This is a genomic window from Candidatus Zixiibacteriota bacterium (genome assembly GCA_029860345.1).
Classification (GTDB): Bacteria; Zixibacteria; MSB-5A5; order GN15; family FEB-12; genus JAJRTA01.
The window spans coordinates 327,175-340,256 of the sequence record JAOUBJ010000002.1 but is presented as its reverse complement, the minus strand read 5'-3'; the positions used below and the strand labels follow the sequence as shown (position 1 = coordinate 340,256).

At 54.9% G+C, this 13,082-nt stretch carries 8 protein-coding genes; 1 reads left to right on the top strand and 7 read right to left on the bottom strand.

Annotated features, from left to right (window positions below; translation table 11 throughout):
• Window positions 1-526 precede the first annotated feature (526 nt).
• A complete protein-coding gene (locus tag OEV49_03475; GenBank protein ID MDH3890121.1) occupies window positions 527-1,171 on the top strand; it encodes a toll/interleukin-1 receptor domain-containing protein in 645 nt (214 codons plus the stop codon).
• Between the two features lie 94 nt (window positions 1,172-1,265).
• Here OEV49_03475 and OEV49_03470 read toward each other — a convergent pair whose 3' ends face one another.
• The 7 genes from OEV49_03470 to OEV49_03440 all read right to left on the bottom strand — a co-directional run bounded on the left by OEV49_03470 (window position 1,266) and on the right by OEV49_03440 (window position 13,082).
• Window positions 1,266-2,927, bottom strand: a complete 1,662-nt coding sequence (locus OEV49_03470) for an ATP-binding protein (protein MDH3890120.1) — start codon at window positions 2,925-2,927, stop codon at window positions 1,266-1,268.
• A 104-nt stretch (window positions 2,928-3,031) separates the two neighbouring features.
• Window positions 3,032-3,472 (bottom strand): hypothetical protein, encoded by a 441-nt coding sequence (locus OEV49_03465; GenBank protein MDH3890119.1) that lies wholly within the window; start codon window positions 3,470-3,472, stop codon window positions 3,032-3,034.
• A gap of 2 nt (window positions 3,473-3,474) precedes the next feature.
• Window positions 3,475-4,653, bottom strand: a complete 1,179-nt coding sequence (locus OEV49_03460) for a hypothetical protein (protein MDH3890118.1) — start codon at window positions 4,651-4,653, stop codon at window positions 3,475-3,477.
• Between the two features lie 309 nt (window positions 4,654-4,962).
• On the bottom strand, window positions 4,963-7,767 hold the full coding sequence (locus tag OEV49_03455; protein MDH3890117.1) for a TonB-dependent receptor: 2,805 nt from the start codon (window positions 7,765-7,767) through the stop codon (window positions 4,963-4,965).
• A 439-nt stretch (window positions 7,768-8,206) separates the two neighbouring features.
• Window positions 8,207-9,958 (bottom strand): S8 family serine peptidase, encoded by a 1,752-nt coding sequence (locus tag OEV49_03450; protein MDH3890116.1) that lies wholly within the window; start codon window positions 9,956-9,958, stop codon window positions 8,207-8,209.
• 17 nt (window positions 9,959-9,975) lie between these two features.
• The gene (locus OEV49_03445) at window positions 9,976-10,542 is read right to left on the bottom strand and encodes a hypothetical protein (protein MDH3890115.1); all 567 of its coding nucleotides are present in this window, start codon (window positions 10,540-10,542) and stop codon (window positions 9,976-9,978) included.
• A 20-nt stretch (window positions 10,543-10,562) separates the two neighbouring features.
• Entirely contained in the window at window positions 10,563-13,082 is a 2,520-nt protein-coding gene (locus OEV49_03440) for a tail fiber domain-containing protein (protein ID MDH3890114.1), read from the bottom strand.

Genomic DNA, 13,082 nt, shown 5'->3' with positions numbered 1-13,082 from the left:
ATCATGTTTCGTTGCAGTACAATCACTTGCGTTTTTTGCGATTTCCCTTTTTAAGTCCCTGGTGTCTACCAATTCCACCACTCCGGCAGTGCTTGTAGGATAGGGGGTCAACCGTGGTCGCGCAAGATCGAATATGGCCCAGGCGGCCACACCGAGCCTGATTGTCTACGAGCCTCACATTTGGCCAAATCAAGGCAACCAAGCGCCCGGAGAATGAAGTGCAGATATCTCAAAATGTACTCACACTTAGACAATAATCGATACCGGTAGGTCCCGCCGATATCACTCCAGACCATCGCGGTGAAAGCGCGTTTAGTTTGCGAAACCGAGGACACGAACGTATGTTGCAAAGATGCCGGACCTAGACCATGGTGTAGGCATTGTGGGAGAAACTGTCTATCCTTAGGAGTTCAGGCAGTTCCAAAACACGGCCAGATGACAAGACGCCGATACGGACGGCTTTTCTGAATTACACTACTGCCGGCAATTCGGTGTGGCGCTATCTGGTTACACGAAAGTGAGCGAAATGACCCGAGTTTTCTTCAGCTATTCACATGATGACGCAGAGCACAAGGCCTGGGTCCTGGGTGCCGCTCAGGATCTGGCAAGTCGCGGTTTGGAAGTTGTTCTTGACCAGACCGACCTGAAGCCCGGTTACGACATTCACAGGTTTGCCGAAGCGGCCGTCGAATCTTCACGCTTCGTCCTGCTGATCTGCACGCCAACCTATGCTCAGAAAGCCAATAATAGAGAGCGCGGAGTCGGCATGGAGACAGCGCTTATCAACTCGGAGATTTATGCCGGGGCGGAGGAGAAGTTCATTGCGCTCCTGCGAAAAGGTGAGTACGAGGAGTCGATTCCGAAGTACATGAAGAGCAAGCTATTCGTCGATGTCAGGGACGATCAGGACAAGGAGGCCTGGGAAGGTCTTTGCAAGCACCTTATTGGGAACGGCCCGGTTGCCGAAATCGGAACACTCGTTTATGAAGCGCTATTCAGCTACGACAAGACCCATATTCATGACCAGCCGCGGCTGCCAGAACTGAAACGGTTCACGCAGTTCGTTGAGACCGGCCAGAACGACGACAAGCGCTGGTACGTCGTCCGTCGCGACCCGATCAAGAATGACGTAGCGACAATCCTTTTTCAGGACCCCAAAGAGGCAAGCTAACGTAACGATCCGGATGGAAGCCAGTTCGATCACTCTGCAGGGGCTCTGGCATGGGCTGTTGTGCAGCCACCACAAATGCCTCCCAACCCGCCAACTAGTCCGGACTATCCTGCCTGGCAATCAGAGGGAGCGTGACCGTGAAAGTTGAGCCTTCGCCGACTACACTCGCAACCTCGATTTGCCCGCCGTGCTTCTGAACCATACTGTGCGCGGTCACCAGACCAGCGCCCATCTTTACCCGTGATGTGTCGGTCGAGAAACTGATATCGAACAACTTCTCCAATCGTTCCGGTGGAATCCCAACGCCCGTGTCCGTAATGTCGATTACTACCCGGTCCCCTGCTTGATGGGTCCTGACGGTGATTGAGCCGGACTCGACAATTGCCTGTGCGGCATTGCTGATGAGATTGATAAATACCTGGTTCAGAAGTCCGGGATAGCACCCTATCAGCGGCAGGTCGCCAAACCGTTTGACCACATTGGCATGCCCGAGTTCCTTGTGTCCCAGGAGAGTCAAACTGCTCTCAATACCTTCATGAATGTCGACAACCTGGTATTCGGCCTCGTCAAGTCTGGAGAAGTTTTTCAAACTTTGAATTATGCTCGCAATACGCTGACTGGCTGTCATCGTAATCTCGGTGCTTTTATTAAGCGTGTTTATACACAATTCGAACTCCGGATCGACTTGCAGGTCTGAATGCGAGGTTCCACCGGCAAGTTTGTCTTTCAGTTTCTTCAGAGCTCGTTTGGAAGTGTCCATGGACCCGATAACAGTTCCAATCGGGTTGTTTATCTCGTGCGCCAGACCTGCCACCAGTTTTCCCAGGCTGGCCATCTTCTCTTTCATAAGCAGCTCTTCTTGAGCTTCTTTGAGGCGCACCAAGGCCGCCTCAAGGGCTGCGTTTTGTTCTCTCAGACGTTTAGCTTGTTGCTCGGTCTTGGCCCTTGCCTGGCGTATCGACAGCGCCATGTGATTGAACGACTGACCGAGACTGCCGATTTCGTCATTCCCGGAGACATCGAGATGAACGTCGAGATTGCCTTCGGAGACATGCTCGGTAGCTGTGGCGAGTTGCTGAAGTGGGCGGGCGATCAAGCGGGTCATGCTCACCGCAATCAGGGCTGAAAGGGCCATCGATACGAGCAGTAGGAATCCAAAGACCTTTCGGGTGGAATGATGACGTTCCTCGGCCCGGCTGACCGCGTTGGAAGACGCCTCGGTGATATGGTCGACCAGTTCCTCCAGATGCTCTCGAATGTTTTCGTGGAGCATGGCCCCGGTTCCGGCGATGAGTGCTCTGGCAGCTTCATTGTCATCTTGTCGTGAGAGTTGTATCCATTCCTGAAAGACAGATTGGTACTCATCCCAATCCGAATCGAACATCTCATAGAGAGAATCTTCGGTGGCCGACACCAGTCCACTCTCGCGCGATCGGCCTCGGAGTGATTCGTATCTATCCAGGTAGTCGCCGATCTGATCGATCTGCAAACTGATTAGCCTTTCGAGCGACGATTTTGCCGACGCATCGGTTGTGAGGGTGTGCTGGAGGGCAAGCGTGCGGTAGTTACTGATACCCCGACTCAGCTCGGCAATGGCCACAGATCGCGGCAACCAGTTGATCGCCACTTCGTCGAACGACTCCGTCAGAAGGGTCATGCGGTGAAAGATGAATCCGGCGGCCGTCGTTACCACGGCCAGAACCAGCGCGAATGCAACTAGCTGCTTGGACTTGAGACTTAGGTCCCTGAAACGCATATTCTCACTGACGAGAACGGAGTGGACACGACAGGGCGGATAGGCCTTGTCCTACTCATCGCACTGAGTCGTCGGCCCACTGTTGACACCCAATCGATCCCATTCTACTCTTCTTCAATGACCAGCAGGAGCTTAACGCGGTCGTCCACCAACTCCTGGTTTACGTATCCAATCGCCCCAGGTGTGCCGATAATCTTCTCGAGCATCTCCTCCTCGGACTCAGCCACCTCGGGAGGGTCGCCGTCGCCGGTTAGGAGCTTTTTCATCCACAGAGATTTCATGCGAGAAGGCCTCTTTCCGATGAACTCGTAGAACGCCTTTCGGGTCGCGCCGCGCTCACCCAGATCCCACACCATGATCTTGGTGTCGTCGTCCCATGTCTGCACATCACACCTGTACACATCGAAGAGCATCTCCTTGTCGAGACTCTCAATCGGAACCGATGTATTGGCAATCACGGCTATCTGTGCCTTGCCAACGGCGAACGTCGCAAGAACACAGAAGAAGGCGACTACACTACGATACTTATACCAGTAGGTCTTCATGGCTAGAACATCACCGACACGGCTGCTGCAAAAAACCTAAGCTCATCCAATTCACTCACGTACTTCGGTGTTACCGTTCCGTCGTATTTGCCGTATTGGAGTTTGAGTACGATTCTGTCGTTGATGGAATATGTGGCCCCGGCGACCAGAAAAGTGGATTCGGCGTTGGTTCTGAATGTCACTATCGTCGTATCGGCCGGGCTGACCGAGTCGTCGATCTCCCGTCGTGCGTTCCCTTCATTGCCGTCCGTGTATTGCAGGTTTCCGTAAACAAACAGTTGCTCGCTGAAGTGATAGCCCAGGGTACCATAAAGATAGGTCATGTCCAGATCAAAATCTTCCTTGTCCTCCTCAACGGTCACATAGATCGCCTCGCTCTCCCAGTATATGTCACGCCACTGAAACGAGAGGTCGCCGCCAAGCCTGAGCCTGAGAGCACTTTCGAAACGCGACACATCCTCGCCAAGAGGATCGGCCAGCGGCGCCAGCATATTGGTTTGATCGCGCGTGATCGATACACCGATCTTTACGTCTTCGCGGACATTAAGACCAACCCTCCCGCCTACCAAAAAGCTGTTGGTGGTATCAGCGCCGCGCACAAAATGTTCGCGCCCGCCGGCGCTGTCGATGTCGGGACTGTTACCCAGGTAGGCCGCGAACTCGAGTTTATCCGGCCCCAGAGGAAGATAGCCGTCCACCTGCACGAAAGCTCGTTGCGGCGCCATCGCCTCGATGTTTATGATCTCGCTAAATGAAGATTCGTACGGAAAGGGACGGAGGATATATGGCAGAAGCGGCATCTTCGTCTTGATAGCATTCAAGTTGTTGAATATCGGAATCTGCAATCCGAATCGAAAGCTGAGACGGTCGTTTGGTTTGTATCTCAGCCAGGCTTCTTCGAGATTCATATCTCCCCAGTTACGCGCCGATGAATACGTATTGAGGAACTCGAAATTGACATGCGTTCGCCATCGATCTCCGATATCCTTACTAAGTATCAGATTGAGTTGTTGCACGAGAAACGAGTTCTCATTGTGTCCGGGGGGAATATTGATGTGACCGAGTTTAGTTTGAAAGTAGCCGAATATCTTGATAGGTTGTTCGTCCGCTGATGCGCTGATCGGCAGGAGGAGCGCAATTGCTACGACGAAACCGAGAAGACACTGTCTTGGTTTGGACATTTTTCACTTTCTTCGTTTGGACAGACTTTGCTGCACACTAGCGGATTTACCGGCGGCTGTCAAGAAAAACTGGTGGGGGGCAAGAACCAATGATATCGCGAATGTACACAGATCAGACATGATCAGAACGGATACCCGCTGTAAGGGGAGTGTTGAAAAAGGCCTCCAGTCTGTTGCGGTGGGTCTTGTCCGCCGCGGAGGACGTCAGCGAATCCGTGTGACCGGCCGTTGATTGACAAGGAGTGGTATACACAAAGAAGCCCGGCGATGCTGGTGCACCGCCGGGCGTAGAAAAGCTGTGTGGTAAGATCAGAAAGTCTGGGTGACACGGGCGATGGCCAAACGTCCAAGTTCCGGTCCGCCGACAAACTCGATATGCTTTTCATCCAGGACATTCTGAATGGTAAGCGAAAGATTAGTAGCCTCAAAGAGCTTCACGCCCACATTCAGATCGAACAAGTAGTACGACTCGACGGTCGACCCGAAGAAGGGACTGTCCATGTCGAATTCATCCACCCACCGGAAGCGCGTCTGAGCATTCAGACCATGCTCCGGATGCGCCCATCGAAGCGACAAACCAACCTTATGCCTGGGAGCGTTCAGGTTGATGTCGTGTACCTGGTCCTCATTCTTCTCAAAGAAGTTCTTGGAGACATAAGAGTAAACACCGCCAAGGTCCCAGTTCCGGTGAAGATGACAGGCAAAGGCGAAATCCGCGCCGTAAAACGAAACGTCGCCAAAGTTGCGATAGGTTACCATCACCGCATCCGGCACATAAGCCTGCTCCGGACTGGCCGTACCAAATGGAATCCCGGCTGCGCCACCGACGAACATGGCGGTCAGTTCATCGACCGGGCCGTTGCCGTTGGCGTCAAGATTATCCAGCGCCGCCTGGGTGGCTGGGTCGGCTGCGGCATAGTTGGCCGCGAACTCTGGTCCCAGATAAGCAGCCAGGGTGGCCGGGTCCATGAAGATGTTCGGTGTTTCAACAGTTAAAGGGCCGATGAAATTGTCTTTGTTGGTGCGGTAGGCATCGACTGAGAAACTGAACCGGTTACCGACGTTACCCTTGTAGCCCAGCTCGAATGTCTGCGTAATGGTCGGTTCCAGCCGCTCAATGTCGGCAATATCGTCGACCGTCGACGGCACGAAGGTCCCGATGTCCGGGTCCAGCGTCATCAGAGTGTTGTTCACGCCGGTCACCACGGGCGGTGTCACAGAGGCAACCGCGGTCTGCAATCCGGCCGGGACTGCGGCCAGCACGGCTCCACGGCCGACTGTCCACATGACATTGGTGAACGCCGGATCGTTGAATGCTATGTAGTCGGACGATGTAAGACCGGCCAGCGGCGCAAAGGGCGAACGGAACGAAGGACCGGCATCGGTCATCCGCCAGGTGAAACCTGTCTCGGGCACACCCTGCACCCGCAAGTCGATATTCGGCTCATAGCCCAACACTCCTGAGAAACTCGCGCCGATGCCAAACACGTCCGGCTTTTGTAGGATGTCCAAAAAGAGGTTGTTGTTGTCCGGCGTACTGTAAGCACGATTGTAGGTCGCGCGGAAGTTCTGACCGGGTTTCGGCTGGTAGACCAGGGCCGCACGCGGTGAAAAAACCATATCCTTAAGTCTGTTGTTGTCATCGACACGAGCAGCGGCGATCAGCTTGAACTGGTCGTTCAATTTCATGTCGGATTGCAGATAGGCGCCCAATTCATCGATGCTGTCATCGTCCTCATGACGACCATTGATAGTCGCCTCGGTGTTGGGGCGTGTATAGATGGCATCCAAACCGTAAGTGAGGTTGACTCGTTCGGACGGCGAGTAGCGATGCTGCAACTGAGCCACCCAAAGCCGAGACTTATCGACGATCAGGCGACCGCTGGTCAAAAGATAGGTATCCCCGGCATCGCTCATGTTTACGAATCCCTGAACAAACAGGTCTTTGTATTTCATGCGAGCCTGGTAATAGTTGTAGGTCCAGTCAATGGCCTGTCCGGCACCGAGACCTGTAAGTTCGATACTGCTGGCCCGATTGAAGCCTGAGTTGAGTCTGAGCGAGAGGTCTTCATTGACGAGGAAGTCAACGCGGGCGTCGGCGGCGATTCTTTCGATATCAAAATCGCGGCTGTTGACAATTGAATCGCCGATTGTTTCCTCGCCGGAGGTAGTCAGCCGAACCAACTGGATTTTCTCGGGCTCTGACGGCTCAAACGATTCCCAGTCGTTACCCTGATAGTACTGACCGGAAATCTTGTAACCGATGCGGTTTTGGTAACTACCGGCGTGGCGAAAAGAGCCGATGCCCAAACTGCGTTCACCGCGGCCGAGACTAACAGTGGTTCCCTGCGACTCAAAGGGCGACTTGGTCACCATGTGCATCACGCCGTTGGATGTGTTAGGTCCATACAGAGCAGAACCCGGACCGGAGACTATTTCAATACGCTCAATGTCCTCGTTGGGCGTTGAAATAAAGTTATAGGCGTTAAACCTCAGGGAGGGCACTCTGGCCAGGCGATCATCGACCAGCACCAGAAGAGCACCGGAGAAAATATTGTTGAAACCGCGCACGACCGCGTTCGACTGGTTGAGACCGGTGGAGGCAACATCGACCGCCGGCAGACCCTTAATATGTTCGGTCGGTGTCAGGGTGGTCCGCTCCTGGATTTCTTCTGACTTGACCACACTCACCGAAGCAGGCGCGTCCACAGTTTTCTCCGGAGTACGAGAGGCCGTCACCGAAACCACACCAAAATTCAACAGAGCAGGCTTCAAGGCAGCGTCCAACGTTTCAGACGCAGACTCGGAATCAAGATTCACCGTGTACGACGTGGTGACGAAGCCCATGAAAGTTACTTTGACCGTGTACTCACCGGCAGGTAAGTTCTTGAGTTCGAAAGCACCGCTTTCAGAGGTGGCTTGTTGGACCCAATCGACCGTCTCATCAGTAGGTATCGCGGTAACAGTCGCTCCCAATAAACCATCACCACTTGTGACATCCGAGACGTTGCCGCTTATGGTTCCACCGCTTATGGTTGCGGCCGCGCACAACACGATCAGTGTCAGACCTAGAACCAGCTTGCTTACGGGCCAGAGCATTTGACGATCTAACATTTCGGGTTCTCCTTTGTTGCCGAGCCTGTGAAGAACTCGGGTCTCCGTCAGGCACCGCGGTGAAAAAACCTGCTTGCCGACCCCGAAGTTTAGATCGAGGGTCAGCTCTTTTGATGTGGAACATCAAATATCTGGCCGGTCTTCGGCCATGTCAACAAAATTCCTACAAAGTTGCCCCTGATTGGCCTTTCATTGTGTGACGAAAGGCACCACTGGGGAGTGGTGAATGAGTCCAGATTCTCGTCATTGCGCACGATCCCCGCCGCAGGCGGAGCGGAGAAGCGCGGCAATCTCATGCCTGGACTCACCTCGGCATGACGGACTCGTATGTTGCGGTGTGCACCACGCAAATGGCAAGCCACTAGCGCCTGCCCAAAAGAAAGCCGGGACCACACTCGATAGTGTGTATCCCGGCTTCACAGATAGATTCGCTGTTGCTCTAACAGGAGGGTGGCGCCGGTCCGCTGTTGAACATGTAATCAACCAAATAGACCAGATCGGCAATGTCGATGGGCGGTGTACCGCTGCCATCCACGTCACCTTCATCAAAACATGGCGGTGCCGGTCCTCCGCTGAACATGAAGTCGACCAGGTATACCAGATCGCCAATATCGACAGGCGTGCCGCCGCCTGAGTTGTCGACGTCGCCACGATTGGCACAACATGTCATGTTGGCCAGTGCGGCGTTTACATCAGGCCGGGGTCCGATGTTCTGTGAAACAGGATAGGTTCCCGCCTGCTGTGGCGAACCGGTCGAGACCAACAGGCTCCGCATCGTGGCCGGACTGATCGGGACTCCGGCCGATGCCTGCTGGTTGACGCCCTCAATGATCGCAACTGCCGAAGCAACAATCGGCGAAGCGCTTGAGGTACCGCTGAAGTCGTGCGTGTACCAGTAGTTCTTGCCATCGGCTGAATACAGGTTGCCATAACCGGTCGTGTAGACCCGTTCGCCCCAGCCCTGGAGGTTAACGCGCGAACCCCAGTTGGAGAACCACAATCGTGACCGGTCAACGTCAGAGCCGCCAAATGCACCCGGTGCGGCTCCCGCTCCGACAATAATGGCCCCGGAGTTGTTGGCAGGCAAGAACGGCCAGTGACCGCCGTTCAGTGTCGAGTAAACCGGGTTGTCGAGGTCTTCGCGTCCGTTGCCGGCTGCTTCCACGACATGAATCCCGTTGCCAACAGCCGTGACTATGATGTTGTACCACGACAACCACCACTCGACCGGAATCAAACCGTCCTGGGTACCGGGCGGGCTTCCGGTGTAATTCGGCCCTTGCATCTGTTGCTCGATCAACCAGACGTCACCCGCGCTGGTCGCACTCAACATCCAGGTCATAGCAACGCCAAGTTGCCACGCGCCGTTCAGGTAGGTTGGCGATACGGCCATGGAGGACGCATAGACCGCGCCGACAGTACCCAGACCGTTGTTCATACTGGCCATTTCGCCCAGTACCGCGGTACCATGATTGTCATCGCTAAACGGATCTGAGGGTGTGTATGAGGGATTATAGGTGTACCAAACAGAGGGGAGATCAAGGTGGTTGAGATTCCAGGAGTACTCGAAGTCGACGATCCTTATCGGTCCTGCCGCGGGCGGCCACCCGGTTCCGCCGGTAGTGGCCCAGGCCGTGGAGGCACCTATGCCGGTGGTAGCGTTATTGAGATATCCCTGGTTGCTCTGATAGTTGGGCGGGAGAACAGGCAACGGCGCGGGCAAAGGCATCGCCACAGCAATTTCCACTTCCGCGAGTGAGTTGAGCTGGTCCAGCCATTCTTCGGTTCGGATGCCATCCGGAACGGTGAGGATGAAGTAGTTATTCAGGTCGGCAATGTCACGGTCCAGGTTTTTCTCGGCGTTGTTGACCAAGTCGTCCATCTCTTCCTCCGGAAGCGAGACCATCCGTTTCCAACTTCCCCCGGCATCAGCGATGGTTTTGATAGCGCTCTGAGCCGGCGCCGATTTGAGCGCCCGGTTGCCCCTGTCAATCGGCGTGTTGTCCGCCGATAGACCGATGTCCATCTCATCGATGAATTTCACCTCGACATGACCGCGATCATAGCCTGAGCCAATGCTCGCTTTGTCCGGCTTGGTCGGAATCGTTCGTTCCTTGAACGCATCCGCCGTCCCGACAATCAACAGACAGCAGGACAATGCTACCGTAGTCAACTGAGTCAGCTTCTTCATTTTGAAGGTCTCCTTTTTCACGCACAAGGTGGCGGCGGTGGTCCACCCGTGAACATGTAATCTACCAAGTACACTAGATCGGATATATCGATCGGTGGTGATCCGCTGCCGTCAACATCACCTTCCTCGAAACAGGGAGGTTCGGGACCACCACTAAACATGAAATCGACCAAATAGACCAGGTCGGAGATGTCGATCACATCCCCGGGATCATCATCTACATTGCCGGCGATGCCAACGCAACAGCCGCCACTGCCGGTGGTGAAGTTTTGCCAGTAACCATGATTGAGTCCATAGTTGGGAGAGCTTCCACTCCCTACCGTCAGCTGTCCGGCGGTGCCTTTCAGGGCGTAGTTGGTGGAACTGCCGTCGGTACCACCTGAGGCAATTACCTGCCAGTTTATCTGCTCGTTGGCTCGCGCCGTGATTGCGGCGCGGGCAGTCTCAAGCATTTGATCAACTTCGGCTATCTGAGCGTCATTTGTCTTGAGGGGCCTTTTGGAACCGGACTTTTCGGCCAGAGAATGCGATGCGAAGACCAGAAGTATGGCCAAGGATCCGAGAATGAATCTTGATTTCGACATTGTTCAATTCTCCTTCGATGTTACGGTTTGGCAGCCAGTTCGGTGGACTTGCCGGTTGTGGAACGCTGTTGTGCCAAAATGTCTTTCAGCAAAACTTTCATCTGGGCCATCTCCGCCTTCAGGTCTTCTATTTCATTAGTCTTGGTTTCCAACTTTTGGTTCGCTCGGTAAAGCTCTTTTATTGCAGCCAGGGCGACACCCGAAGGATCGAGTGTTGCGATTGTTTCGTCGTTGTCACCTATCTTGAAGATGGAGTAGAAATCCTGGGCCATCGGTCCGATGTGCTGAATGGACGCATCCTGCTCCTTGTAGCTCCAGCGATAAATCGGCAACTGCGAAATACGTTCGAGCATTTCCCTGCCTTCAACCGCCTGGACAATACGCTTTTTGTTGCGGTCGGAACCGGCCAGCCATTGCGACCCGCCGGCCGGAAGATAGACTCCCGTGCCAACACCGGTGGCCGGATCGAAGAGCGAATCACAAGAGGTAAGGAAGTAGAAGCCGCCGGTGGCTCTGGCGTTGAAGGTCCGAGCGCCGCTTGAATAGTAAGGAGTGGAGTTGATCTGGCCTGGCTCTATGCAACAATCAGCCCAGACGAACGAGCATGAATCAACCGATTTTGCCTTGATCCCGGCCGCGAAGCAGAAGTCGGCTGAGGCTTCGTTTTCAAAACCGCCCGGAACGGTGGAGTTGATCCCAGGTCCGGTCACGTTGCTTGTTCCACCACCCACGGCATCGCCCTCAGCCCCGGCAATGTTGCCGGCGCCGCCGAGAACGGCCGAGAAGTTGCCGGTGACGGTATTACCTGCGCCGCCTCCGATTGTTGCCGCCGGACCAGTGGCAATATTGCCTGCTCCTCCACCGATGAAGGTGGTGTCCCCCTGGGACTGGTTGTTGTGTCCTCCAGCGATTGTCGCCACGGCGCCGAAGGCGGAGTTTAGCTGGCCGCCACCGATGGCCGCCGTCCAATTGTTGGCATGGTTCTCGAGTCCGCCCGCCACTACCGAGGCATGACCATCGGCCACGTTGTGGTTGCCGCCGCCGACAAAGGTGAACTCATTGATGGCCTGGTTGTCCGAGCCGCCGCCGACCGTTGCCCAGGTGAAGGCTTCGTTATTCAGACCGCCGGCAATCGTGCCATACGGGTCGGGCACATAGTTGTTTTGTCCGCCACCGATGGTCTGGTGATTGTTGAATTGCGTGATGTTGCCCTCACCGCCGCCGATTGTCGAGTAGGTTCCACCGGCTTCGTTGCCAATGCCGCCGCCAATGGTGGCGTATTGCGTCCAAACTATGTTGGTGTCGCCACCGCCGATAGTAGCAAAATCGGCCGCTGCTGCGTTGCTCCTGCCGCCCGAAATAGTCGTGTAAATGGCATTGATCTCAATACCGTCGTTGGAGCCGGCCTTGTTACTGCCGCCGCCGCCAATAGTACCGTAATCGTCCCACACTTCGTTGTTGGTGATTGGGTTCGTGGGGTCCGATCTTCCGCCGCCCGATATTGTCGCCATTTGAGCTACTGCGTTATTGTATTGACCTCCTCCGACCGTTGATCCGTCTCCATTGGACAGATTACCCAAGCCACCACCGATTGTACCCGTTTGCTGAAGAACAGTGTTGCGAAGGCCGCCTGAGATTGTCGCTCCGGATATACAACTCTGAATCCTGTTACCGAAGCCACCACTGATAGTGGAGTAGAGCCCGTCATTTGTGTTCAAGAAGCCACCAGCGAGGACCGATGCGTAGCCGCACCAGCAGTTGGTGTCACTGGAGATGGAGTTTCGAAAGCCACCGCCAAGGAAAGAAAAGTGACCGGCCGAGAGATTTCTAAAACCACCGACAGTTGCTGAATAGGCGCACCACGAAGTGTTCCCGAAGCCGCCCCCAACCACTGTTAGGACGCCGTGAGCGTGGTTCCCCCATCCACCGCCAATAAACGCACCCCATCCGGTGGTCGAAGCATCCGGCGGTGAGGGCCCGCCGCCCGGTGGATTGAAGATATCTGATGTATCCGGTATTGTGTCGGCATCGACTTGGGCGTCGGCCAGGTTGCCAAGGCCCCCGGTGATCGATGAATAGTCCGACAAAACCGTGTTACTATCGCCAGCCAGTAAACTGTAAAGACCTTCATCGACATTGTTGGGGCCGGGTGAGAACCCCTCCACCCCGGCCGCGGTTAGCGCCCACGGCACCGAGACTACACGAGTGTAGGGAAGAGATTCGCCGCCGACGTTGACGCCCAACCAGCGTTGGTCATTGGCAAAATCGACGCCGGTGAACGGTGTTATCGAGCCCAGCAGGACATCAAAGAGTCCATCGGTAACAACGACATTTGGATGCACCTCGGTCCATGAGCAAGCGGACCCCAGTGAATCGGCACAAATACTGAACACGACCTGCACGGTAGTGTCCACCGGATCACCTGACGGGTTGGTCAGACGACCCTGGTAGTTTATCACCTGAGGTACGTCGGCTACTACGGTTGCAGAGATCGCGGTGATGGCGACGACTAAGACCATTAGATTCAAAAACTGCTTCAT

What these genes read in the sequence shown, in the direction of transcription:
- OEV49_03475 (MDH3890121.1), top strand. Translation starts at nt 527, where the DNA reads ATGACCCGAGTTTTCTTCAGCTATTCACATGATGACGCAGAGCACAAG.
- OEV49_03470 (MDH3890120.1), bottom strand. Translation starts at nt 2,927, where the DNA reads ATGCGTTTCAGGGACCTAAGTCTCAAGTCCAAGCAGCTAGTTGCATTC.
- OEV49_03465 (MDH3890119.1), bottom strand. Translation starts at nt 3,472, where the DNA reads ATGAAGACCTACTGGTATAAGTATCGTAGTGTAGTCGCCTTCTTCTGT.
- OEV49_03460 (MDH3890118.1), bottom strand. Translation starts at nt 4,653, where the DNA reads ATGTCCAAACCAAGACAGTGTCTTCTCGGTTTCGTCGTAGCAATTGCG.
- OEV49_03455 (MDH3890117.1), bottom strand. Translation starts at nt 7,767, where the DNA reads ATGTTAGATCGTCAAATGCTCTGGCCCGTAAGCAAGCTGGTTCTAGGT.
- OEV49_03450 (MDH3890116.1), bottom strand. Translation starts at nt 9,958, where the DNA reads ATGAAGAAGCTGACTCAGTTGACTACGGTAGCATTGTCCTGCTGTCTG.
- OEV49_03445 (MDH3890115.1), bottom strand. Translation starts at nt 10,542, where the DNA reads ATGTCGAAATCAAGATTCATTCTCGGATCCTTGGCCATACTTCTGGTC.
- OEV49_03440 (MDH3890114.1), bottom strand. Translation starts at nt 13,082, where the DNA reads ATGAAGCAGTTTTTGAATCTAATGGTCTTAGTCGTCGCCATCACCGCG.